Origin of the sequence: Knoellia sp. p5-6-4 (assembly GCF_029222705.1) — a bacterium.
Lineage (GTDB): Bacteria > Actinomycetota > Actinomycetes > Actinomycetales > Dermatophilaceae > Pedococcus_A.
On record NZ_JARGZF010000002.1, the window covers coordinates 731262 to 754390 of the forward strand.

The window sequence follows — 23129 nt, forward strand, 5'->3', positions numbered from 1 at the left end:
ACCGGTCCGAACCACGTGCGACACACACCGGGGTGCGGAACTGGCGGGACCGCAGCAGGGACCCGGCAGCACCGCTACACCCATAGGAGCAACACCATGACGCGTCACCGCATCCTTGCCGTGGTCGCCAGCGCGGCCCTCGCCTCCGTCGCCGGACTTGCCACGGCCACGTCGGCCTCAGCGAACTCTGGCGCAGACCACGACAAGTCCCTGGGGACCAAGAGCCTGGCGAAGGTCCTCGCCGCCGACGGGTCCGGATTCGACCGCAACCCGTGGGACTACGACATCGTCGACAACGCCGTCCACGCGGTGCTGAAGGCCAAGCCGAAGTCCCCGGTGAAGCTTCTCGCCGACGGCCGAGTGCCGTTGACGGCTTTCCTTCCCAACGACCGGGCGTTCGAGCGGCTCGCCACCGACATCACCGGCAAGCGCTACGACAGCGAGAAGGACGTGTTCGGCGCCGTGGCGTCGCTGGGCATCAGCAAGGTCGAGACGGTCCTGCTCTACCACGTGGTTCCGGGCGCGACGGTCGACTACCGCGCGGCGCTGCGCAGCGACGGCGAGAAGCTCAAGACGGCCCAGGGCGGCAGGCTCACCGTCGACGTGCGGGGCGACCACCGGGTGTTCCTGGTCGACGCCGACCGCGACGACCGCAACGCCAAGGTCGTGCAGCCGAACATCAACAAGGGCAACCGGCAGATCGCCCATGGCATCTCGCAGGTCCTGCGCCCTGTCGACCTTCCCTGACGGACCGCAACGACTGCGGGCCGCTCCCCCGGCTGGGGAGCGGCCCGCAGTGGCGTGGGTGGCCGGTCAGCCGCCGAAGTCCTGGGTCCAGTAGTGGCCGTACGAGCCACCCTTGGCGTAGCCGACCCCCAGCTGGCGGTAGGAGCAGTTGAGGATGTTGGCACGGTGGCCGGGGCTGTTCATCCAGCTCTTCATGACCGCGCCGGCGGTCGACTGGCCGGCCGCGATGTTCTCCGCGATGGCTCCGCCGCCGTAGCCCGCGGCCCGGATGCGGTCCGAGAAGGACCGGCCGTCCTGGCTCGTGTGGGAGAAGTAGTCGGTGGCGGCCATGTCGGCGCTGTGGCCCTGGGCGGCCCGCTGCAGGGTCGAACTGCTCGAGAGCGCGCCACAGCCGGCCCTGGCGCGTTCGTCGTTGACGAGGGCGAGCACCTGCGAGGCGACCCCGCTGGAGGTTGCGACCGGTTTCGGTGACGGCTTCGGCGCGCTCGTGGTGCGCGGGGCAGTGGTCCGCGGTGACGGCTTGGGGGCCGCCTGGACCGGCTTGGGCGCAGTGGTCCGCGAGGCAGCCCGGGCCGGCGCAGTGGTGGTGCGCGCAGGGGTGGCCTTGGGCTTGGGGCTCGCCTTGGGCGTGGCCTTCGTGGTGGTCGGCGTCGCGGTGGCAGGGGTCGTCGTGGGTGCCGCTGTCGCCTCGGTGGCCGACGTCGCCGGGCTGGGGTGGGCGCTCGCAGCGGTGTCGTCGCGTCCGAACGCCAGGACCGCGCTCCCGCTGCCGACGAGGAGCGCGGCTACGGCCGCTGCCCCCACGAGTCGTCGCTTACCGGCACCCGGGTGGGCGCTGTGCCGTGCCATTCAAACCTCGCAAACCGTCCCTTTTGCCTCGGACGGGGCGACACCTTACGCGAGACGGGCGATGACGACGACATTCCGCGTGGTCTGCTCCTCGCGCCCCGTCGCGCGGTAGCAGGCGAGGAGCAGCAGGCGGCCGGGAATCGCGGCCGCCACGGTGGGGGTCTTCGTGAGGTCGGTCTTGAGCACGGTGAAGGAGCTGTCCACGAGGTAGCGCAGGCGGCCGGTGCGCGTGGTCACGTAGACCGCGTCCCCGCGCTCGAGCTCCTTGACGCGGTTGAAGACGGCCGGCTCCTTCCAGGTGTGGCCGTAGAGGTAGACGGTGTTCTCGGTGTGGCTGCCGGGCGTGCCCCCACCGGTCCACCACGCGACGTCCCACAGCGTCGAGGGTTTGATCGCGCCCCCCTGCGCGGCGACCTCGGCCGGTGTGTACGGCGTGACGTCCGCCCTCAGCCGGATGGATGGCGCCTCGAGCAGGCGTGGCGCGCTCGGCGGCACGAACGGGCGCGACTCGTCCGCGGGACGCGAGAAGGACTGCGGCGGCGCGGGTGCCGAACCGGCCGCCAGGCCGTCGGTCAGCTCGTCTGCCGCCCGCTCCGGACCGGGCGCCGAGGTGCTCGGCTCCAGCCCGAAGGCCAGGCGCACCTGAGGCGCGCTGATGCCGAGCAGCGCGACGGCCGCCGCCACCAGGACGGTGACGGCGGCCGTGCGGCCGTAGCGCCGCTTCACGCGTGCTCTCACGGCAAGGGCTGGACTACTCGGTGGCCCGGCGCCGGAGGGACAGCAGACCGGCGGCCAGCATCAGCAGGGCACCGGCGCCGACGAGCCCAGCCTGCGGCTGGTAGGAGCCCTGCAGGTCAGCGCCATCCGTCTGGGCCGCGGGGACCACGTTGGGCGGCAGTGCTCCCACCTCGGGCTCGACCGGAGCCTCCTCGGGCACGGTCGGGCTGCTCGTGGCGGGCGGGGTGGCGCCGGTGTCGGGGCTCTCCGGAGTCGTCGGCGGCGTGCTCGGCGTCGGCGTGCTCGTCTCGGTGGGCTTCGGCGTCTCCTTGTCGTCGTCATCGTCGTCGTCGCGGTCACGGTCCTTGCAGACCCACTTGCCGTCCACCTTCTTGGCGTACTTGTCGGTGCGCCCGTCCTTGCGGGTGTGCATCCCCTTGCCGGTCTCCTCGTCGATGTGGCGCGAGGCGTCGTCCGGGTAGATCAGGTTCCACCCGTTGCCGAGCTCGCCCTTGCCCTCGACCGGGTGACAGACCCACCGCTTGTCGTCGTCCTTGCCGTCGTCGTCATCATCGTCGTCGTGGTCACGGTCCTTGCAGACCCACTTGCCGTCCACCTTCTTGGCATACCGGTCGGTGCTGCCGTCCTTGCGGGTGTGCATCCCCTTGCCGGTCTTCTCGTCGATGTGACGGGAAGCCTTGTCCGGGTCGATCAGGTTCCACCCGTTGCCGAGCTCGCCGTTGCCCTCGACGGGGTGGCAGATCCACGGCTTGTCGTCGTTGCCGCCCTGTGCGGAGTTCCCGCTTGCCTGGGCAGGCGAGACGAACCCCAGCACGAGCGCGATGAGTCCCACCAGCCCGATGAGCAAGGCCGGGCGTGTGGGACGGAACGCGTAGACCACGGCTGTGGCCCTTGAGTCCTGCATGGCACCCCTCTTTTCCTAGACAGCTGCTGGCGCGGCGCCACTGCGACGTCCCGCGCGCCCCTGGCCACGGCGTGGCCATTGACCGTGCCCAGCGTCTGCCCACGGAGGGATGAGACACAGACGCATCGGATGTAGGGCGTCCTGCAGCTATCTGCGTAGGACAGAAGGGTGAAAGAGTCGGCCTGCGCTCCTGCAGGAGGACTAGGAGCCGGCTCCCATGTGGGCGACGACCACGACGTTGCGTGTGGTGCGCTCCTCACGGCCGGTCTCCCGGTAGCAGCCGAGGAGCAGGAGGCGGCCGGGTCTGCGTTCCACGACGGTGGGGTGGTCGGTGAGTGCGACCTTGTCGACGGTGAACACGTCGTCGACGACGTAGCGCAGGCGGCCGGTGCGGGTCGTCACGAACACCGGCTCCCCCGGCTCGAGCTCCTTGATGCGGTTGAAGACGGCCGGCTCCCTCCAGGTGTGCCCGTAGAGGTACACGGTGTTGTCGGCGTGGCTGCCGGGCGTGCCGCCTCCGGTCCACCAGGCGACCGCCCACAAGCTTGAGGGATCCACGGCTCCGCCCTGCTCGGCGACCTGCTCAGGGGTGTAGGGGGTGACTTTGGCGGCGAGCCCGATCGAGGGCGCCTCGAGCACGCGGGGGGCGCTCGGCGGGACGAACGGGCGGGACGCGGCCGCTGGCCGAGAGGAGGACGGCCGCGCCGCCGGCGGAGCAGACGCCACACCGGCCGTCCGCCCCGCCCCGGCCGCGCGCGTGTCGGCGGACCCGGCCTGCTCCCGCAGGTGCAGCGGAATGACGGCGAGCAGGGCGACTGCCGCCGCCACCAGCAAGGTGGCGGCGGCCGTCCGACCGCGTGGCCGGTGCCTGCTCGTCCTCATGGGCCGGTCGTTGTCCACGGGCTGGCTGCCCGGAGACGCCTCAGTTGTTCGTGCGGCGCCGGAGCGAGAGCAGCCCAGCGGCCATGAGCAGGAACGCACCGGCAGCGACCAGCGCGGACTGCGCGCTGCTCCAGCCGTCGTCCTCTCCCACGAGGCCGGCCCCATCGGTCGCTGCCTGGGGCACCACGTTCCCGGCGAGCGCGCCGACCTCCGCCTGACCTGCCGGGGCGAGCGCCTCGGGCTGGCTCGGGAGGCTGGCGGCCTCCTGCGGGGGTCCCGGCGCTGCCGCTGGCTCGCTCGCGGGCGGCGTGAAGGCACCGGTGTCCGGGCTCTCGGTCACGGTGGCGGTCTCGGTGACCGTCTCGGTGGCCGTCTGAGTCCTGGTCTCCTCCTCGTCCTCCTTGTCGTCCTTGTCGTCCTTGGCCTTGTCCTCGTCCTTCTTGTCGTCCTTGGCCTTGTCCTCGTCCTTGTCGTCGTGGGTGGCCTTGTCCTCGTCCTTCTCGTCGTCCTTGGCCTTGTCCTCGTCCTTGTCGTCGTGGGTGGCCTTGTCCTCGTCCTTCTCGTCGTCCTTGGCCTTGTCGCGGTCCTCCTTGTCGTACGTCGCCTTGTCGTCGTACTTCGCCTTGTCGTGGTCGTCGTACGTCGCCTTGTCCTTGTCGTCCTTGGCCCCGTTCTTGTCATCCGTGGCCTTGTCCGACGCCTTCGTCTCCGTCGTCGGGTGCGACTTGGGCTTGTCCTTGTCCTCCGCGTTGTCGGAGTACGTCGTGCTGTGGCTCGGCTTTCCCTTGTCCGCCTTGCCCTCGCAGCTCCCGGGGTCGCCGGCCTGCGTGGAGGCGTTGTAGCCCGCCTTGTCGTTGTTGCGGTCGCCTGCGTAGCAGGCCCCCTGCGTGCCGCTGTCACCTCCGCCAGGCCCGCCGGCCTGCGCCGACAGCGGCGCGATGAGACCGAAGGCGACGGCGATGAGTCCCGCGAGCCCAGCTGTCAGCGCTGCGCGTGTGGGACGGAATCTGTAGACCACCGGGGTGGCCTGATGGTTGTGCATGACGTCCCCCTTTCCGAGACGACCGGTGCACGGCACCGGGACCGGGGCCCTGGGCGGCCTGGACGCCGCTCCGGCGGCACTCGGCCCACCACTCAGGCTCCGCGGGGGTCGCGAAACAGGCCCAGAGGCATTCGTTCTACGACCGGCTCAGCCCTGATAGGTCACAGGGGTGACCCTCCCGGGCCGGCACCGAAGACCCTCAGGCACCGGCGAGCTGGGCCGTGACCACGACGTTGTGCGTCGTGTCGTCCTCGAGCCCGGTCTCCCGGTAGCAACCGACCAGCACGAGGCGGCCTGGCCGCGCCGCACGGACCGCCGGGTGGTCGTCGAGCGCCTGCTTGGCCACGGTGAAGGTGCCCTCCACGACGTACTCCAGGCGTCCGGTTCGCGTGGCCAGGATGACCGACGCGCCCTTCTCGAGCTCCTTGATGCGGTTGAAGACCGCAGGCTCCCGCCAGGTGTGGCCGTACAGGTAGACCGTGTTGTCGGCGTGGCTCCCCGGCGTCCCGCCGCCGGTCCACCACGACACCGTCCACAGCGTGACGGGTTCGACCGCTCCGCCGTTCGCCGCGACCTCGGCCGCCGTGTACGGGCTCACCGTGGCGCGGAGGGCGATCGACGGCGCCTCGACCACCGTCGGCGGGCTCTGGCGCATGAAGGTCCTCGACTCCTCCGCCGGCCGGGAGAAGGACTGTGGAGGCGCCGGAGCCACCGTGGCGGCCCAGGTGGTCGGCGCGGCAACCGGTGTGCCGGTGGGCTCGGTCCGGGCGCGCAGCTGCAGCGGGGAGGTGGCCAGCAGGGCCGCTGCCGCCGCAACCAGGGCGGTGGCTGCGGCCGTCCTGCCACCGGACGAGCGGTGCCGACCGGCCCTCACCGCCGGCTACTCCTGCGCCCGCTGCCGTCGCCCCGACAGCAGACCGCTGGCGACCAGCAGCAGCACCCCGGCACCCACGAGCGTCGCCTGCAATCCGGTCCAGCCAGCCTGCCGCTCACCGGCGCCGACCAGGTCGGCACCGTCGGTCTGGGCCCTGGGCACGACGTTCTCCTCGACCGTGCCCACCTCCGGCGCAGCCCGGCCGGGAGTCGTCGGCGCCACGCTGGCGGTCTCCTGCGGGGCCCCCGAAGGTGCCGGGCTGGTGGAGGTGGTCGCCGGCTCGGTGGCACCCGTCTCCGGCACCTCGGTGCTCGTCGTCCCGGTCGGCTCCGTGGCGGTGGTGGCTTGCGTCGGCTCTGACGTCGTCTCACTCGGCTCGGACGTCGTCCCCGTCGTCGGGCTGGTCGGCCTACCCTGACACGCCCACCAGGCGCCGTTCCACACGGCATACCTGTCGGTGCTGCCGTCCTTGCGGGTGTGCTGGCCGACCCCGGTCGCCTCGTCGATGTGCGAGGAGTCCTTGGAGGGGTCGACCAGGTTCCAGCCGTCGCCGGCCTCACCGGCACCCTCCACCGGGTGGCAGATCCAGGGCTTGGCGCTGGGCTCGACCCCGCCTCCCTGGTTGTCCCCGGCCCGCGCCGACAGCGGGGCCAGCAGCCCCACCACGATCGCGACGACCCCGAGCAGTGCCACCACCACGACGTGGCGTGTCAGGTGGAACGTGAAGACCGCCGGGGCGGTCCGTCCTTCTCTCATGACGCCCCCTTCCCAACGACCGGTGCCGGACGGCACCGTGAGCCCGGGAGCCCTGGAGGGCCCGTGCCGCTCGGCGGCTCTCGGTCCACTGCCAGCCTCTACTGGCCGGTAACGTGCGCCCAGAGTCGTTGGGCCTGCGTTCTACGCCATTTCGCGCAGAGAGAGCCGTCCTTTCCGACGAGGCGACCCGGTCCGCATCGCGGTCTCGACATCTCACGTGGCGAAATACCTCACTAGGATTCCGAAGGCACGCCCGCCGAGCCCCCGGAGGTCCCCCGTGTTCAGCAAGGTCCTCGTCGCCAACCGTGGCGAGATCGCCGTCCGCGCATTCCGAGCCGCCACCGAGCTCGGGGCCAAGACCGTCGCCGTCTTCCCCTACGAGGACCGCAAGTCCGAGCACGTCCTCAAGGCGGACGAGGCCTACCAGATCGGCGAGCAGGGACACCCTGTGCGCGCCTACCTCGACCCCAGGGCGGTCGTCCGCACGGCCGTCGACGCCGGCGCGGACGCCGTCTACCCCGGCTACGGGTTCCTCAGCGAGAACCCCGACCTCGCCGAGGAGTGCGCCGCCCACGGCATCACGTTCGTGGGGCCCCCGGCGAATGTGCTCCACCTGACCGGCAACAAGGCGCGAGCCATCGCTGCGGCGAAGAAGGCCGGGCTGCCCACGCTGCGCAGTGCGGATCCGGGCACCGACGTCGACGCCCTCGAGGCCGCCGCCCGCGAGATCGGCTTCCCGGTCTTCGTCAAGGCCGTCGCCGGTGGGGGTGGCCGCGGCATGCGCCGGGTGGAGCGCCCCGAGGACCTCCGCGAGGCCATCGAGGCGTGCATGCGCGAGGCCGAGTCGGCCTTCGGCGACCCGACCGTGTTCCTCGAGGAGGCCGTGGTCAGCCCCCGCCACATCGAGGTGCAGATCCTCGCCGACGCCGCCGGCAACGTCATCCACCTCTTCGAGCGCGACTGCTCCGTGCAGCGACGGCACCAGAAGGTCGTCGAGATCGCACCAGCCCCCAACCTCGACCCCGAGCTGCGGGAGCGCATCTGCGCCGACGCCGTCGCCTTCGCCCGGGAGATCGGCTACGTCAACGCCGGCACGGTCGAGTTCCTCCTGGCCCCGGACGGCCGCTACGTCTTCATCGAGATGAACCCCCGCATCCAGGTGGAGCACACGGTCACCGAGGAGATCACCGACGTCGACCTCGTGGGCGCCCAGCTGCGCATTGCCAGCGGCGAGACCCTGGCCGACCTCGGGCTGTCGCAGGACAGGCTCCGGATCCGCGGCGCCGCGCTCCAGTGCCGGATCACCACCGAGGACCCGGCCAACGAGTTCCGGCCGGACACCGGCCGGGTCACGACCTACCGCTCCGCCGGTGGTGCCGGCGTCCGCCTCGACGGAGGCACCGTCTTCGTCGGCGCCGAGATCGGCGCGCACTTCGACTCCATGCTGGTCAAGCTCACCTGCCGCGGGGCAGACTTCCCCACCGCGGTGCGACGAGCCCGCCGGGCCCTGGCCGAGTTCCGCATCCGCGGCGTGACCACCAACATCCCGTTCCTGCAGGCCCTGCTCGAGGAGCCGGACTTCCAGGCCGGGCGCCTGAGCACCTCCTTCATCGACGAGCGGCCCGAGCTGCGCACGGCCCGCGTGCCGGCCGACCGCGGCACGAAGCTGCTGACCTACCTCGCCGAGGTGACCGTCAACCAACCGCACGGCCCCGCCCGCACCCGGGTCTCGCCGCGCGGCAAGCTGCCCCCGCTCGACCGCGAGGTCCCCCCGCCGCCCGGGGCTCGCGACCGCCTGCTGCGCCAGGGCCCGGAGTCCTTCGCGCGGTCGCTGCGCGAGCAGGTCGCCGTCGCCGTCACGGACACCACCTTCCGCGACGCCCACCAGTCACTGCTCGCGACCCGGATCCGCACCCGCGACCTGCTGCACGTCGCCCCGCACGTCGCCCGGATGACGCCGCAGCTGCTCAGCGTGGAGGCCTGGGGCGGCGCCACCTACGACGTCGCCCTGCGGTTCCTCTCCGAGGACCCCTGGGACCGTCTCGCCGCCCTCCGGGAGGCCATGCCCAACCTGCCGCTGCAGATGCTGCTGCGCGGACGCAACACCGTCGGCTACACGCCGTACCCGACGAAGGTGACCGACGTCTTCGTCCACGAGGCCGCCCGCACGGGCATCGACATCTTCCGCATCTTCGACGCGCTCAACGACGTGGGCCAGATGCGCCCGGCGATCGAGGCGGTCCGCGACACCGGCACGGCGGTCGCCGAGGTGGCCCTGTGCTACACCGGCGACCTCACCAGCCCGGGCGAGAAGCTCTACACGCTCGACTACTACCTGCGCCTCGCCGAGCAGATCGTCGAGTCGGGCGCCCACGTCCTCGCCATCAAGGACATGGCGGGCCTGCTGAGGGCACCGGCCGCCAGGACACTGGTGACCGCCCTGCGCGAGCGGTTCGACCTGCCCGTGCACCTGCACACGCACGACACCGCGGGTGGCCAGCTCGGCACGCTGCTGGCGGCCATCGACGCCGGCGTCGACGCGGTCGACGTGGCGAGCGCCTCCATGTCGGGCACCACCAGCCAGCCGCCGATGTCGGCGCTGGTCGCGGCCACCGACGGCACCGAGCGGGCGACCGGGCTCGACCTGCAGGCCGTCTGCGACCTCGAGCCCTACTGGGAGGCCGTGCGCCACCTCTACGCGCCGTTCGAGTCCGGCCTGCCGTCCCCCACCGGACGCGTCTACACCCACGAGATCCCCGGCGGCCAGCTGTCGAACCTTCGCCAGCAGGCCATCGCCCTCGGCCTCGGCGAGCGCTTCGAGTCCATCGAGGACACGTACGCCGCGGCCAACCGGATCCTCGGCAACATCGTCAAGGTGACGCCCAGCTCGAAGGTCGTGGGCGACCTCGCCCTGGCGCTGGTGGGCGCCGGCGCCGACCCGGCCGACTTCGAGGCCGACCCCACGGCATACGACATCCCTGACTCGGTCATCGGCTTCCTCAACGGCGAGCTCGGCGACCCGCCCGGCGGGTGGCCGGAGCCGTTCCGCACCAAGGCCCTCCAGGGCCGCACGGCCAAGCCGCGCGTGACCGAGCTGTCCCCCGAGGACGAGGAGGCGCTGCGGCTCCAGCCACGCCCGACCCTCAACCGGCTCCTCTTCCCCGGCCCGACGAAGGACTTCGCCCGCTCGCGCGAGGCGTACTCCGACCTCGCCGTCCTCGGCACCCGCGAGTTCCTGCACGGGCTCGAGATCGGCGTCGAGCACGAGGTCGACCTCGAGCCGGGCAAGCGCCTGCTGCTCAGCCTGCAGGCGGTCTCGGACGCCGACGAGCGCGGCATGCGCACGGTGATGTGCACCCTCAACGGGCAGCTGCGCCCGGTGCAGGTGCGCGACGAGTCCGTGGCGGTGGAGGTGCGGGCCGCCGAGAAGGCCGACCCGTCCGACAAGGGACAGGTCGCGGCGCCGTTCGCCGGGGTGGTCAGCCTCGCCGTCGAGGAGGGTGCCACCGTCGAGGCCGGGGCCGTCGTGGCCACCATCGAGGCGATGAAGATGGAGGCCAGCATCACGACCCCGGTGGGGGGCACGGTCAAGCGGCTCGCCATCGGGTCGCAGCAGCAGGTCGAGGGCGGTGACCTCCTGCTCGTCGTGGGCTGAGCGCAGCGCTCTCGACGAGCCCTTCGTCCGGTTCGCGGTTAACGTGGCGGTGGCGCCGGCTCCACGAGGGCCGGTGGCGACCAGTAACCGGACGAGCTCGAAGGAGAGTGCCATGGGACTCGGCGACAAGATCGAGAACACCTCTGAGGACATGCAGGGCAAGGCCAAGGAGGCCGCCGGCAAGGCCACCGACGACGAGCGTCTCGAGGCCGAGGGCCAGATGGACCAGTCCAAGGCCGACCTGAAGCAGGCCGGCGAGAAGGTCAAGGACGCCTTCAAGAACTGACCAGCCGTATGCCGAGGGGCCGGGTCCGCGTGGACCCGGCCCCTTCGCGCGCAGCAGGACCTACCAGGAGCCGCCGGAGCTGCCGCCACCGCCACCGCCGGAGAACCCGCCACCGCCGGAGAACCCGCTCGTGCCTGACGAGCCCGGGGTGCTGGTGAAGGTGCCCCCGGCGCTCGTGGCGAAGGAGTCCATCCCGGACGCCAGGTTGCTGAAGCTGCCGAAGCCGTGCGGCCCGCTGTACCACCACGGCGACGCCACGGTGTGCCCGGCTGCCGCCGCGGCGGCAGCCACCTGCTCGAAGGTCTCGGCCCACTTCTCGGCCACCCCGAAGACGATGGCGTAGGGCAGGTAGCGGCTGAAGATGTCCTGGGCCTCCTCCCAGCGGATCTGGGAGGCCTCCGCCGTCACGAGGTACTCCCGGAAGCCGAGCGACTGCGCCAGGACGGCGCTGCCCTCGGCGGTGCGGGCCGCCATGCGCCGGCCGAGCAGCCAGAAGATGCCGCCCGCCACGACCACGCCGCCGGCGAGCACCGCCGCCGGAGACACCGGGAACCCGCTCCCGGCCAACATGGCCGACAGCCCGGAGCCGAACCAGAAGGTGGCGAGGACGCCGCCGAAGACCAGGAACGTGCCCAGACCGGTCCAGACCGAGCGCTGGGCCTCCGGCGACCGGCGGAACCAGCCGCGGCGCACCGCCTCGTCGTACATGCCGGCCTGCACGCTCTCGAGCGTGGGCTTGAAGCGGTTCTTGAGCCCGGACAGGAGCACGTCGTCACTCGTCGAGAAGATGCCCTCGAGCAGCCTGATCTCGTACGGGTGGAGGGCCTCCTCCCGCTCGCGGGTGCTCGCCGTGCGGGTCAGGCGCCAGTCGGTGCGGCCGAACAGGCCGCTCTCGGTCTCCTCGAGCCTCAGGTGGCCGCGCACGGCGAGGTCGACGACCGTCGCGGCGACGTCCACGGTGTTCGCGTGCTCGTCGACGATCGTGCCGAGCATGCCGGGCTGCACTCCCTTGGGTGGCGTGAACTGCACGGCGACGGGCGCGGTCGGGCCCTGCACGACCTGGTGCTGCTGGCCGACACCCGGGGTGAGCCCCGGGGTGATCCCGGCGTACTGCTCGTCGCGGCCGCGGCTCCAGACGAGGTAGGCCATGAGCGCGGCGGCGAGCACGGGCAGGGCCACGCCTGCCCCGATGCTGAGCGCACCGAGCGCCCGGGCGGTGCTGGAGGTGACCACCGTCCCGTCCTCGGTCACCGCGCCCTCCCGCAGGGCTGGCTCGAGCGTGCCGAACGCGGTGCGGGGCAGGGACGCCAGGATCGAGACGCCCTGCTGCGGCGGCACCGTGCCCGCCGAGAACTCGGCCGTCTCCCCCGGCGTCGAGCTGCAGCGCTGCGTCGACCCGAGCTCGCCGAAGAAGCAGTCCGTGCGGTCGACCGGTGCGGGTCCGTGGACCGTCGCCGACACGTTCTCGTAGGTGTCCTCGTTCGAAGGGTCCACCAGGTTGAAGTAGAACTCGGCGTGGTCGTCGAAACCGTTCAGGTAGTCGGCGAGGGTGTAGCGCACGACGTACGTCTGGGTGCCGGAGACGGTGCGGTCGGGGTCGCCCACCCGGATGCGGTTGAAGGCGCCGAACGTGGTGACGGAGACGTCGTCGGGTGCCCCGCTCGGTGACTGCGCCGAGACGTTGCTCATCTCGTAGACGCGGTAGGTGTCCTCGCGGTCCTGGTAGCCCGCCCGCACCTTGATGAGCCGCTCGATGCCGTGGCGTTCCTCCCCGGTGGGGAACTGCCACGTGATGTTCTCGGTGACGTCGACCGAGCCGTCGGCGTTGAGCTCGAAGTCGACGTGGAAGCGGGTGGCCCTGTCGTCGGCCGGGAGCGCTGACGCGGGGCCGGCCACGAGCGCGGCCACCGCGAGCACGAGGGCCAGCACGGCACCGAGCCGCACCCCGCGGCGGCGCACCCGCGGCACACCGGCCGGTCTGTCGCCCGGCCATCCCCCCGCTGCACGCACCGTCAGTGGTCCCGCCCTCGGGAGTGCAGCGCGCGCTGGGCCTCCCGCTGGTCCTGCTTCTCGCGCAGAGCGTGCCGTTTGTCGTAGGCCTTCTTGCCTTTGGCGAGGGCGATCTCCACCTTCGCGCGGCCGTCCTTGAAGTACAGCGAGAGCGGGACGATCGTGTGCCCGCTCTCGCGGGTCTTGGCCGCCAGCTTGTCCAGCTCCACCCGGTTGAGCAGCAGCTTGCGCCGCCGCCTGGGGGTGTGGTTGGTCCACGTCCCGTTGAGGTACTCGGGGATGTGCACCCCCTCGAGCCACAGCTCGTCGCCGTAGAAGGTGGCGTAGCCGTCGACGAGGGAGGCCCGGCCCATGCGCAGCGACTTCACCTCGGTGCCGGTGAGCACGACGCCGGCCTCGTAGGTGTCCTCGATGAGGTAGTCGTGGCGCGCCTTGCGATTGCTCGCAACGAGCTTGCGCCCCTGCTCCTTGGCCACTGCCCTGTCCTGCCTCTGCTCTCGCGTGCTGCGCGCACACCGGTATGCCGTGCGGGGCCACGCTACCTGTTCGTGGCCTGCTGCCGCTGCGCCGTTCTCAGGCCGGGGTCAGAGCCACTTGCGCGGGTCGACGGGGTTTCCGTCCTCGCGGGTCTCGAAGTGCAGGTGGCAGCCGGTGGAGGTGCCCGTGGTGCCGGCGTAGCCGATGACCTGGCCACGGCCGACGTGGCCGCCGGTGCGGGCGAAGTCCGACAGGTGGTTGTAGGTCGTCACCAGGGAGACGCCGCTGTGCACGCCGTGGTCGACCACCAGCTGGTTGCCGTAGCCGCCGGCGACACCCGCGGAGATGATCGTGCCCGAGGCCGCCGCGAAGATCGGTGTGCCGCAGTTGTTGGCGTAGTCACGGCCGGCGTGCAGGCGCCAGTAGTTCAGCACCGGGTGGTAGCGCATGCCGTACTCGGAGGACACCGGGGCGTTGCTGGGGGCGGAGAGGAAGCCGCCCGAGGGCTTTGCCGCCGGGGGCGGGGGCGGCACGTAGCGTCGCTTGGCCTTGCGGGCGGCGGCCCGGGCGGCCGCCTCGCGGGCGGCCCGGGCCCGGGCGGCGGCGATCTTGGCGGCGCGGGCCCTGGCGGCGAGCACCTTCTTGAGGCGGTTGGACTCCGCCTGCATGCCGGTGAGCCTGCGCTGCTCCGCGGCCTTGCGGGCGGCCACCCTGGCGGCCTGGGCCTTCTGCTGCGCGGCGAGGCGGTCGAGCTGCACCTTGGCGGCCGACGCCTGCGCGCGGGCACCCGCCGCCGCCTTGAGCGCCTTCTCGGCAGCCACCTTGGCGCGGGCGCTGTCGCGGCGCAGGGCCTCGACGTGGGCCTTCTGCGCCGTGGCGGCGGCCTGCACCGTCGAGAGGCGGTCCAGCGACTTGTTCTGCACGCTCATGACCGTGTCGGCCATCGCGATCTTCGTGGCGAAGTCGTCAGGGCTGGTGGCGCTGAGCGCCACCGACAGCTGGCCCATCCCCTGGTCCTGATACATCTGGGCGGCGAAGTGGGCCACCCGCGCGCGGGTGTCGGCGATCTCGGCGTCGGTCCTGGCCAGGGCGTCGACGGCGCGTGCCTCGTTGGCCCGGGCCACCTGCAGGGCGAGGGCCATCGCGTCGTTGTGCTGGTCGGCCTTGGCCAGGGCGGCGTTGGCCCTGTCGAGCTTCGCCTGGGCGGCCGGGAGCGCCGCCTGCGTGCGGCGCAGCGCGATGTAGGCCGCCGAGAGGTCCGCCGACGTCTCGTGCAGGTCCTCCTTGAGTTGGGCGATCTCGCGGTCGACCTTGCGCTTCTGGTCCTTGGGGTCGGCCGCCGTGGCCCCCAGCGGCGGCGACATGAGCGTGAAGGCGCAGGCGAGCGCGGTGCCCGCCGTCAGCAGGCGCACGCGTCCGGGCATGGCGCGGCGGGGCTCATTCACACTCATAGGCCACATTGGTAACACAGACACCATCGGTTTGGGTGCATTGGGGTCAGATCCGGCCTCTTCGTCCGAGCGCTCCCCCGCGTGGACGGCCACCCGGCCGGGCGGGTCAGACGCGCAAGTAGCGCCACAGCGTGACCCAGGAGGTGCCGATGGAGAGCACGGCGACACCGGCGGCCATCCACGGCGTGATCGCCCAGACGTCCGAGACGCCGATGAACGCCTGGTCGAGGATGAGCTGGTTGAGGTAACGGTTGAAGCCGTAGTTGGCCGTCGCCCACAGCAGGCCGGTCGCCGCGGCGGCGCCGAGCAGGGCGCTGATGAGCGTCTCCATCATGAACGGGAACCGGATCGTGAAGTTCGACGCGCCGACCAGCTTCATGATCCCCGTCTCCCGCCGCCGGCTGAAAGCCGCCTGCCGGATCGTCGTCGCCATCAGCAGCACCGCGCAGAGCACCATCAGCGCCGCGAGGACGAAGGAGAAGATGGTGATGTAGTTGATGCCCTTGAAGAACTTGTCGAGCACCTTCTTCTGGTCCTGGACCGTCCCGACGCCGGGCGCGCCCTCGAACGAGCTGACGATGACCTCGTACTTGGTCGGGTCGCTCAGCTGGACCCGGAAGTTCTGCGGGATGTCGCCGACCCGGACGTTGCCGGCGAGCGGGCTGTTGCGGAACTGCTTCTGGAACCGGTCGAACGCCTGCTGCTCGGACTCGTAGTAGACGTTCTTCACGAGCGGCCGCATCTGGTCGAGCTGGGCCTTGATCGCGTTCTTCTGCTCCTCGGTGACCGCCCTCTTGTCACAGGCGGGCTCACCGGAGTCCTCGGTGCACATGAAGATCGTCACCTGCACGCGGTCGTACCAGTAGCCCTTGAAGGTGTCGGCCTGGCGCTGGGCGAGCAGCCCGAGGCCGAGCAGGTACATCGAGACCATGGTCACCAGCACCACCGAGATGGCCATGGACAGGTTTCGCCGGAAACCGATCCAGATCTCGCTGAGGATGAACTGCAGTCGCATCAGTGGGTCTCTCGTGTGCTCGGGTGTCGTTGGTGTGCCGGGGCGCGGGTCCTGTGGGATGCGGCGGTCAGCGCGCCGCGCCGTACACGCCCTTGTTCTCGTCGCGGATGACCTCGCCGCCGGCGAGCTCGACGACCCGCTTGCGCAGCTGGTCGACGATGTCGTCGTCGTGGGTGGCCATGACGATCGTGGTGCCGGTCCGGTTGATCCGGTCGAGCAGCCGCACGATCTCGAGGCTGTTGGTGGGGTCGAGGTTGCCGGTGGGCTCGTCGGCGAGCAGGATCGCCGGCTTGTTCACGAAGGCCCTGGCGATGGCGACGCGCTGCTGCTCGCCGCCGGACAGCTCGTGGGGGAAGCGCTTCTCCTTGCCGGCGAGTCCCACCATCTCGAGGGTCTCCGGCACGACCTGTCGGATGGCGTGGCTGGACTTGCCGAGCACCTGGAGCGCGAACGCGACGTTCTGGTAGACGGTCTTGTTCGGCAGCAGGCGGAAGTCCTGGAACACCGTGCCGATCTCCCGGCGCAGGCGGGGCACCTTGCGGTGCGGCAGGCGCCCGAGCTCATGGCCGGCGACCAGCACCGACCCCCTGGTCGCCTGCTCCTCCCGCAGCGCAAGGCGCAGCAGGGTGGACTTGCCCGAGCCGGACTGCCCGACGACGAAGACGAACTCGCCGCGGTTCACCTCGAGGTTGATGTCGTGCAGCGCAGGGCGCGAGGAGCGCGGGTAGACCTTGGTGACGTGCTCGAAACGGATCATGCGGGGTGACGGCCTCACGGCTCGGGGACTTCGGCGGCACCCTTGCCTGTCCCTGAGGTCACTGGGAGACCGAGGGCCACGCGGGGGGCATCGTCGAGGATAGGTCGCGGATCACCGCAAACCCGGCAGCCCTGTCCACTCGGCGTTGCGTTGTGACCGAGTGGACGAGGCCGGGGTCAGGCGTTCGCCTTCTGCTGCTCCTTGCGCCAGCGGATGCCCGCCTCGATGAAGTCGTCGATGTCCCCGTCGAAGACCGCGCTGGGGTTGCCGACCTCGTGCTCCGTGCGCAGGTCCTTGACCATCTGGTAGGGCTGCAGCACGTAGGAGCGCATCTGGTCGCCCCAGCTGGCCTTCACGTCGCCGGCCATCTCCTTGCGCTCTGCGGCCTCCTCGGCCTGGCGCTGCAGCAGCAGCCGCGACTGGAGCACGCGCAGCGCCGCGGCGCGGTTCTGGATCTGCGACTTCTCGTTCTGCATCGAGACGACGATGCCGGTGGGAATGTGCGTCATGCGGACCGCCGAGTCGGTGGTGTTGACGCTCTGGCCGCCGGGACCCGAGGAGCGGAAGACATCGACCTTGATCTCGTTCTCGGGGATCTCGATGTGGTCGGTCTGCTCGATCAGCGGGATGACCTCGACCGCCGCGAAGCTGGTCTGGCGCCGGCCCTGGTTGTCGAACGGGCTGATCCGCACGAGCCGGTGGGTGCCGGCCTCCACGGAGAGGTTGCCGTAGGCGTAGGGGACGTTGACCTCGAAGGTGGCCGACTTCAGGCCGGCCTCCTCGGCGTACGAGGTGTCCATCACCTTGGTCGGGTAGCCGTGCCGCTCGGCCCAGCGCAGGTACATGCGCATCAGCATCTCGGCGAAGTCGGCCGCGTCGACGCCGCCGGCACCGGCGCGGATGGTGACGACCGCCTCGCGCTCGTCGTACTCGCCGGAGAGCAGCGTGCGCACCTCGAGCTCGCCGAGGGCCTTCTTGATGGCCACGAGCTCGCGCTCGGCCTCGGCGATCGTCTCGGCGTCACCGCCGTCCTCGGTGCCCATCTCGACCAGGGTCTCGAGGTCGTCGATGCGGGCGTCCATGCCCACCACGCGGTCGCGCTCGGCGTTGGCGCGCGAGAGCGCCGACGTCACCTGCTGGGCGGCGTCGGGGTCGTCCCAGAGGTCCGGCGCCGACGCCTTGGCCTCCAGGTCCTTGATCTGGGCCTGCAGGGCGTCGAGGTCCGTGACGCCGCGGACCGAGTCCATGGTCGCGCGGAGCTCTTTGATCTCTTGGGTGAAGTCGACTGCCACGAACAGCAAGCCTACGGCAGCCGGAGCCCTCCCCGAACCGGCGACCTCCTCCGCTGCCCGGCGACCTCCTCCGCTACCCGGCGGTCGAGCGGAGCAGGTCGCGGGTAACCTCCAGCTGCCCGCGGTGCTGGGCGAGCTCCTCGTAGACGTGGAGGAGCACCTCGCCCTGGGTCTTCGGCGCATCGTCCTCCGGTGGCGGGTTCACCGGCGGCATACCCGGCCGCGCAGCGGCGACCCACCCGGCGAAGGCCTCGCGCAGCCGGTCGGTGTCGGCCGCGAGGTCGGCGACCCGGCCAGTCGCGGTGAACTCGGCGTCGCGGTCGCGCGGGATGACCTCGCCGAGGTTCACCGTCGAGGCCCAGCGCCCGCAGACACCGAGGCAGTGGGTGAGGATCGCGAACGGGCTGTTGGCGCCGGGCAGGTCGGGGCGCCGGTTGGCGAGGTCGTCGCCGAGGTCGACCACGATGTCGCGCATGGCCACCAGCGCCTCGTCGCAGTAGCGCAGGTAGGTCTCGGGCGTGATCACGGCAGGTGCCCCTCGGTGGTGGTCACGGCCTGCCGGTCTCGAGCAGCCGCACGAAGCCGGCCTCGTCGAGGATCGGGCGCCCGAGCTCGCGCGCCTTGTCCTCCTTGGAGCCGGCGTTCTCCCCCACGACGACGTAGTCGGTCTTCTTCGAGACCGAGCCGGCCGCCTTGCCGCCGCGGGCCAAGATCGCCTCCTTGGCCTCGTCGCGGGAGAATCCCGCGAGCGACCCGGTGACGACCACGGTGAGACCGGTGAGCGTCTGCTCGACCGACTCGTCGCGCTCGTCCTCCATGCGGACGCCGTCTTTGGCCCACTGCTCGACGATGCGCTGGTGCCAGTCGTTCTCGGGCAGGTCGAACCACTCGCGCACGGAGTCGGCGATCACTCCCCCGACCCCCTCGACCCCGGCGAGCTCCTCGCGGCTGGCGCCGCGGATGGCGTCCATCGACCCGAAGTGCTGCGCCAGCGCCCGGGCCGCGGTGGGCCCGACGTGCCGGATGGACAGGCCGACGAGCACCCGCCACAGCGGCTGCTGCTTGGCGGCCTGCAGGTTGGCGACCAGGCGCTTGCCGTTGGCCGACAGCACCCGGCCGTCGACGACCGACTCCGGGGCGTCGGTCTTCTTCGCCGCCCGCGTGTAGAGGGGCACCCGGGCGATGTCCTGCTCCGTCAGGCCGAACAGGGTGCTCTCGTCGTCGATGACGCCCGACTCGAGCAGGGCGATGGAGCCCTCCCACCCCAGTGCCTCGATGTCGAACGCGCCCCGGCCTGCCAGTCCGAAGACCCGCTCGCGCAGCTGCGACGGGCACGAGCGCGCGTTGGGGCAGCGGATGTCCTTGTCTCCCTCCTTCTGCGGGGCGAGCTTCGTGCCGCAGGAGGGGCAGTGGGTCGGCATGACGAACTCGCGCTCGCTGCCGTCGCGCAGCGCGACGACCGGGCCGAGGATCTCGGGGATGACGTCGCCGGCCTTGCGCAGCACCACGGTGTCGCCGATGAGCACGCCCTTGCGCTTGACCTCGTGGGCGTTGTGCAGCGTGGCCATCTCGACGGTGGACCCGGCCACGACCACGGGTTCCATGACCCCGAACGGGGTGACCCGGCCGGTGCGCCCGACGTTGACCTGGATGTCGAGGAGCTTGGTGTTGACCTCCTCGGGCGGATACTTGTAGGCGATCGCCCAACGGGGCGCCCGGGACGTGGAGCCGAGCGCGCGCTGCACCGCCAGCTCGTCGACCTTGACGACGATGCCGTCGATCTCGTGCTCGACGCTGTGCCGGTTCTCGCCGTAGTGGGTGACGAACTCCTGCACCTGCTCGACGGTGTCGAGCACGCGGTAGTGCGAGGAGACCGGCAGGCCCCACTGCGCCAGCAGCTCGTACCCGTGCGACTGCCGGGTCAGCTCGAAGCCCTCGCGGTAGCCGATGCCGTGGACCAGCATGTGCAGCGGACGGCTCGCCGTGACGCGGGGGTCCTTCTGCCGCAGCGATCCCGCGGCCGAGTTGCGCGGGTTGGCGAACGGCGCCTTGCCCGCCTCGACGAGCGAGGCGTTCAGGTCGGCGAAGGCCTCGAGCGGGAAGTAGACCTCGCCGCGGATCTCCACGCGGGCGGGGTGGTCGGTGCCGGCGAGCCGGTGCGGGATGTGCTCGATGGTCCGGACGTTGTTGGTGACGTCCTCGCCCGTGCGGCCGTCGCCGCGGGTGAGCGCCCGCACCAGTCGCCCGTTCTCGTAGAGGAGGTTGACGGCGAGTCCGTCGATCTTCAGCTCGCTGAGGTAGTGGAAGTCGGCGCCGCCCGCGTCGCGGGTGACGCGGGCGGCCCACGCCGCCAGCTCCTCGGGGCTGAAGCAGTTGTCGAGGCTGAGCATGCGCTCGAGGTGGTCGACCGCCGCGAAGTCGGTGGAGAAGGTGCCGCCCACCTGTTGGGTCGGGCTGTCGGGGGTGCGCAGCGAGGGGTAGGCCTCCTCCAGCTCCGTCAGGCGCCGGATGACCCCGTCGTACTCGGCGTCGCTGATCGTCGGCGCGTCCTTGACGTAGTAGTTGAACTGCGCCTCGGTGGCCTTCTGCGCCAGGTCGACCCACTCGTGGTGGAGCTCCTGCGGCACCTCGCTGACGATCTCGCTCACGTGCCCATCCTGCCGTAGCCCCCCGACAGCTGCTTCTACCGATGGGTAGCCAACCGTCGCGCGCAGCAACCAAGATGGGCGGGGTCAGCGTCGACGCGAAGGAGCCCCGATGACCAACCTCGCCAGCAACCTCGTCCGCACCGCCGAGCGCCACCCCGACGTGGTGGCGATCAAGCTCGACGCGGCCGAGCTGACCTGGAGCCAGCTCCACCAGCTGGCGGGCAAGGCGGCCGGGGCCCTGCGGGAGGCGGGACTGAAGCCCGGCGACCGGGTCTCGCTGATCCTGCCCAACGTGCCCGCCTACCCGATCCTCTTCTTCGGCACCCTCCTCGCCGGCGGCATCGTCGTGCCGATGAACCCGCTGCTCAAGGCCCAGGAGGTCGAGTACTTCTTCACCGACTCGGGGGCGTCCTTCTCCTTCGTCTGGCCCGACTTCATGCAGGAGGCCGTCAAGGGCGCTGCCAACCCCGGCACCCAGGTCATCGCGAGTGGGCCGATGGGCCCCAGCGAGGAGGACCTCCCGCCCGGGGGGCCGCGCCTGGCGCCGGTCGACCGCGACGACGACGACACCGCCGTCATCCTCTACACCTCGGGCACGACGGGGAAGCCCAAGGGAGCCGAGCTGACGCACAGCAACCTGCACCTGAACGCGATGCGCTCGGCGTCCGACATCATGCAGATGGGCCCGGACGACGTGGTCATGGGCTGCCTGCCGCTCTTCCACGTCTTCGGACTCACCTGCGGCCTCAACGCGGCGACGGTCTGCGGGGCCACCCTGACCCTCATCCCCCGGTTCGACCCCGCCAAGGCACTCGAGGTCGTCGCGCGCGACAAGGTGACCATCTTCCAGGGCGTGCCCACGATGTATGCCGCGATGCTGCACCACCCGGACGCGGACAGCGCCGACGCCTCCAGCCTGCGCACCTGCGTCTCGGGCGGCTCGGCAATGCCGGCTGAGGTCATGCGCGCCTTCGAGGAGAAGTTCGGCTGCCAGATCCTCGAGGGCTACGGCCTGTCGGAGACCTCACCGGTCGCCTCGTTCAACATGCCCGACCGACCCACCAAGCCGGGCACCATCGGCCGGGCCATCCCCGGGTGTGAGATGAAGCTGGTCGACCTCGACGGCAGGGACGTGGGGGTCGGCGAGGTCGGGGAGATCGCGATCCGCGGCGACAACGTCATGAAGGGCTACTGGAACAGGCCCGAGGCGACCGCCGAGGCGATCCCCGACGGCTGGTTCCGCACCGGCGACCTCGCCACCGTCGACGAGGACGGCTACTACACGATCGTCGACCGCAAGAAGGACATGATCATCCGCGGCGGCCTCAACGTGTACCCGCGCGAGGTGGAGGAGGTGCTTTACCAGCACCCCGACGTCCTCGAGGCCGCGGTCGTCGCGATCCCGGACGAGCTGATGGGCGAGGAGATCGGCGCCGCAGTGGCCCTCAAGCCCGGCTCCGGCACGACCGTCGACGACGTCCGAGACTTCGTCAAGGAGCGGATCGCCGCGTACAAGTACCCACGGGTGGTCTGGACCATGGACGAGCTGCCGAAGGGACCGACGGGCAAGATCCTCCGGCGGGAGGTCAAGGCGCCCGCGGCTGCTCGGATGGAGGCCACGGAGGAGGCCGCTGCCGAGCAGAGGTCGTCGACCGAGGGCTGAGCCGCCCGCTGAGAGCTGCGCTGGCTGCGCCACTGATCCTCTGGCTGGGTCAGTGGCGCAGTCGTGCGCGCAAGTGCCGTCAGCCGGCTGGGGACGTGCGGCGTCGGGCCGGCAGGCCGATGACGACGGCGGAGCCGAGGACGATCGCCGCGCCGAGCACCTGCGGCCAGGCCAGCCGCTCGTCCAGCAGCGCCACACCGAGCACCACGGACACCACCGGGATCAGGTAGGTCACGGTGGCACCGACCGTCGCGCCGGCCGCCCGCACGACGTCGAACTGCAGCACGTAGGCGAGGCCGGTGCCGACCACGCCGAGGGCGAGCACCGCCAGGAGCGGCCACAGCGCCGAGTCGGCGGTGGCGTCGGGCCGCACCGACCAGGGCGCGGCATACCCGTCGCGGTTCAGCGCCCACCACAGCAGGAGCACGGCGACGATCTGCACCGACGACGCGAGCAGCTGGGCGGTGGGCATGGCCAGTCCGCCGAGGTCGGCCTTGGCGAGGTTGCGGCGCACGTAGGTCCAGCCCACGCCGTAGGAGGCGCCGGCAACCAGGGTCATGCCGAACCCCACCGGGTCGGGGCGGCCGAGCGCCTGCCAGGGCTGGAGGATGACCAGCACCCCGACGAACCCCGCGAGCACGGCCGCCAGCTTCCGCCCGGGCAGGCGCTCCGCCGGCAGCAGGAGCAGCCCGAAGAGCACGGTGGCGAGCGGCGTCGTCGCGTTGCCGATGCCGGCGAGCGCCGAGGAGACCCGCTCCTCGCTCGCCGCGAAGAGCGAGAACGGCAGGGTGCCGAGGAAGAAGCCGGTCACCATCAGGTGGCCCCAGACGCGGCGGCCCCGCGGGAGGGTGCCGCGGGTGACGGAGAGCAGGACGAGCAGCGCGGACACCCCGGCGAGGATGCGCAGGCTCGCGATCTGCAGGGGCGCCAGCGAACGCAGCCCGATCTTCATGAGCAGGAAGCTCGAGCCCCAGATGCCCGCCAGGAGCAGGAACTTCACCTGCCAGGGCACCCGCGCGACCTTGACCGTCGGGACCGGCAGGACAGGGGGTGCGGCGGTCGTCATGGGCTCCTCAGCTCTCG

20 protein-coding genes are annotated in these 23129 nt (G+C 71.4%); 4 read left to right on the forward strand and 16 right to left on the reverse strand.

Annotated features, from left to right (window positions below; genetic code table 11):
- Nucleotides 1-96 precede the first annotated feature (96 nt).
- A complete protein-coding gene (locus tag P2F65_RS14970) occupies nucleotides 97-747 on the forward strand; it encodes a fasciclin domain-containing protein (protein WP_275809354.1) in 651 nt (216 codons plus the stop codon).
- Between the two features lie 66 nt (nucleotides 748-813).
- Here P2F65_RS14970 and P2F65_RS14975 read toward each other — a convergent pair whose 3' ends face one another.
- The 7 genes from P2F65_RS14975 to P2F65_RS15005 form a co-directional block, all read right to left on the reverse strand.
- Nucleotides 814-1596: a CAP domain-containing protein gene (locus P2F65_RS14975; RefSeq protein ID WP_275809357.1), complete on the reverse strand. Its 783-nt coding sequence runs from the start codon at nucleotides 1594-1596 to the stop codon at nucleotides 814-816.
- Between the two features lie 45 nt (nucleotides 1597-1641).
- Nucleotides 1642-2334 (reverse strand): class F sortase, encoded by a 693-nt coding sequence (locus P2F65_RS14980; protein ID WP_275809360.1) that lies wholly within the window; start codon nucleotides 2332-2334, stop codon nucleotides 1642-1644.
- Nucleotides 2335-2347: 13 nt separating this feature from the next.
- The gene (locus P2F65_RS14985) at nucleotides 2348-3238 is read right to left on the reverse strand and encodes a hypothetical protein (protein ID WP_275809363.1); all 891 of its coding nucleotides are present in this window, start codon (nucleotides 3236-3238) and stop codon (nucleotides 2348-2350) included.
- A gap of 201 nt (nucleotides 3239-3439) precedes the next feature.
- On the reverse strand, nucleotides 3440-4120 hold the full coding sequence (locus P2F65_RS14990) for a class F sortase (protein WP_275809366.1): 681 nt from the start codon (nucleotides 4118-4120) through the stop codon (nucleotides 3440-3442).
- A gap of 40 nt (nucleotides 4121-4160) precedes the next feature.
- Entirely contained in the window at nucleotides 4161-5162 is a 1002-nt protein-coding gene (locus tag P2F65_RS14995) for a hypothetical protein (RefSeq protein WP_275809368.1), read from the reverse strand.
- A 199-nt stretch (nucleotides 5163-5361) separates the two neighbouring features.
- Nucleotides 5362-6036: a class F sortase gene (locus P2F65_RS15000; RefSeq protein ID WP_275809371.1), complete on the reverse strand. Its 675-nt coding sequence runs from the start codon at nucleotides 6034-6036 to the stop codon at nucleotides 5362-5364.
- Between the two features lie 6 nt (nucleotides 6037-6042).
- On the reverse strand, nucleotides 6043-6792 hold the full coding sequence (locus P2F65_RS15005) for a hypothetical protein (RefSeq protein ID WP_275809374.1): 750 nt from the start codon (nucleotides 6790-6792) through the stop codon (nucleotides 6043-6045).
- 277 nt (nucleotides 6793-7069) lie between these two features.
- On the opposite strand from P2F65_RS15005, the gene P2F65_RS15010 reads away from it, so the two are divergent.
- On the forward strand, nucleotides 7070-10447 hold the full coding sequence (locus tag P2F65_RS15010; RefSeq protein WP_275809377.1) for a pyruvate carboxylase: 3378 nt from the start codon (nucleotides 7070-7072) through the stop codon (nucleotides 10445-10447).
- A gap of 112 nt (nucleotides 10448-10559) precedes the next feature.
- The gene (locus tag P2F65_RS15015) at nucleotides 10560-10733 is read left to right on the forward strand and encodes a CsbD family protein (RefSeq protein WP_275809380.1); all 174 of its coding nucleotides are present in this window, start codon (nucleotides 10560-10562) and stop codon (nucleotides 10731-10733) included.
- A gap of 60 nt (nucleotides 10734-10793) precedes the next feature.
- On the opposite strand, the gene P2F65_RS15020 is transcribed toward P2F65_RS15015, so the two are convergent.
- From P2F65_RS15020 to ligA, 8 genes are all read right to left on the reverse strand, one after another.
- Complete coding sequence (locus P2F65_RS15020; RefSeq protein ID WP_275809384.1) at nucleotides 10794-12701, reverse strand: DUF2207 domain-containing protein; 1908 nt, start codon at nucleotides 12699-12701, stop codon at nucleotides 10794-10796.
- A gap of 44 nt (nucleotides 12702-12745) precedes the next feature.
- Entirely contained in the window at nucleotides 12746-13219 is a 474-nt protein-coding gene (smpB, locus tag P2F65_RS15025; protein ID WP_275809387.1) for an SsrA-binding protein SmpB, read from the reverse strand.
- A 108-nt stretch (nucleotides 13220-13327) separates the two neighbouring features.
- On the reverse strand, nucleotides 13328-14665 hold the full coding sequence (locus P2F65_RS15030; RefSeq protein WP_275809390.1) for a M23 family metallopeptidase: 1338 nt from the start codon (nucleotides 14663-14665) through the stop codon (nucleotides 13328-13330).
- A 112-nt stretch (nucleotides 14666-14777) separates the two neighbouring features.
- Nucleotides 14778-15686, reverse strand: a complete 909-nt coding sequence (gene ftsX / locus P2F65_RS15035; RefSeq protein ID WP_275809393.1) for a permease-like cell division protein FtsX — start codon at nucleotides 15684-15686, stop codon at nucleotides 14778-14780.
- Between the two features lie 67 nt (nucleotides 15687-15753).
- On the reverse strand, nucleotides 15754-16443 hold the full coding sequence (gene ftsE / locus P2F65_RS15040; RefSeq protein WP_275809396.1) for a cell division ATP-binding protein FtsE: 690 nt from the start codon (nucleotides 16441-16443) through the stop codon (nucleotides 15754-15756).
- 176 nt (nucleotides 16444-16619) lie between these two features.
- Entirely contained in the window at nucleotides 16620-17735 is a 1116-nt protein-coding gene (prfB, locus tag P2F65_RS15045; RefSeq protein ID WP_275809399.1) for a peptide chain release factor 2, read from the reverse strand.
- A 73-nt stretch (nucleotides 17736-17808) separates the two neighbouring features.
- Nucleotides 17809-18261, reverse strand: a complete 453-nt coding sequence (locus tag P2F65_RS15050) for a DinB family protein (protein ID WP_275809402.1) — start codon at nucleotides 18259-18261, stop codon at nucleotides 17809-17811.
- Nucleotides 18262-18283: 22 nt separating this feature from the next.
- Complete coding sequence (ligA, locus tag P2F65_RS15055) at nucleotides 18284-20383, reverse strand: NAD-dependent DNA ligase LigA (protein ID WP_275809405.1); 2100 nt, start codon at nucleotides 20381-20383, stop codon at nucleotides 18284-18286.
- Nucleotides 20384-20492: 109 nt separating this feature from the next.
- Here ligA and P2F65_RS15060 point away from each other — a divergent pair, with 109 nt between their 5' ends.
- Nucleotides 20493-22046, forward strand: coding sequence for a long-chain fatty acid--CoA ligase (locus tag P2F65_RS15060; RefSeq protein ID WP_275809408.1), 1554 nt, complete (start codon nucleotides 20493-20495; stop codon nucleotides 22044-22046).
- 79 nt (nucleotides 22047-22125) lie between these two features.
- On the opposite strand, the gene P2F65_RS15065 is transcribed toward P2F65_RS15060, so the two are convergent.
- Nucleotides 22126-23112: a DMT family transporter gene (locus tag P2F65_RS15065; protein WP_275809411.1), complete on the reverse strand. Its 987-nt coding sequence runs from the start codon at nucleotides 23110-23112 to the stop codon at nucleotides 22126-22128.
- Nucleotides 23113-23129: the final 17 nt, after the last annotated feature.

Bases quoted from the DNA above. Each gene is read 5' to 3' on its own strand.
- P2F65_RS15015 (WP_275809380.1), top strand. From the start codon at position 10,560: ATGGGACTCGGCGACAAGATCGAGAACACCTCTGAGGACATGCAGGGC.
- P2F65_RS14990 (WP_275809366.1), bottom strand. From the start codon at position 4,120: ATGAGGACGAGCAGGCACCGGCCACGCGGTCGGACGGCCGCCGCCACC.
- P2F65_RS15060 (WP_275809408.1), top strand. From the start codon at position 20,493: ATGACCAACCTCGCCAGCAACCTCGTCCGCACCGCCGAGCGCCACCCC.
- P2F65_RS14970 (WP_275809354.1), top strand. From the start codon at position 97: ATGACGCGTCACCGCATCCTTGCCGTGGTCGCCAGCGCGGCCCTCGCC.
- ftsE (WP_275809396.1), bottom strand. From the start codon at position 16,443: ATGATCCGTTTCGAGCACGTCACCAAGGTCTACCCGCGCTCCTCGCGC.
- P2F65_RS14995 (WP_275809368.1), bottom strand. From the start codon at position 5,162: ATGCACAACCATCAGGCCACCCCGGTGGTCTACAGATTCCGTCCCACA.
- P2F65_RS15005 (WP_275809374.1), bottom strand. From the start codon at position 6,792: ATGAGAGAAGGACGGACCGCCCCGGCGGTCTTCACGTTCCACCTGACA.
- P2F65_RS14985 (WP_275809363.1), bottom strand. From the start codon at position 3,238: ATGCAGGACTCAAGGGCCACAGCCGTGGTCTACGCGTTCCGTCCCACA.
- P2F65_RS15065 (WP_275809411.1), bottom strand. From the start codon at position 23,112: ATGACGACCGCCGCACCCCCTGTCCTGCCGGTCCCGACGGTCAAGGTC.
- P2F65_RS14975 (WP_275809357.1), bottom strand. From the start codon at position 1,596: ATGGCACGGCACAGCGCCCACCCGGGTGCCGGTAAGCGACGACTCGTG.
- ftsX (WP_275809393.1), bottom strand. From the start codon at position 15,686: ATGCGACTGCAGTTCATCCTCAGCGAGATCTGGATCGGTTTCCGGCGA.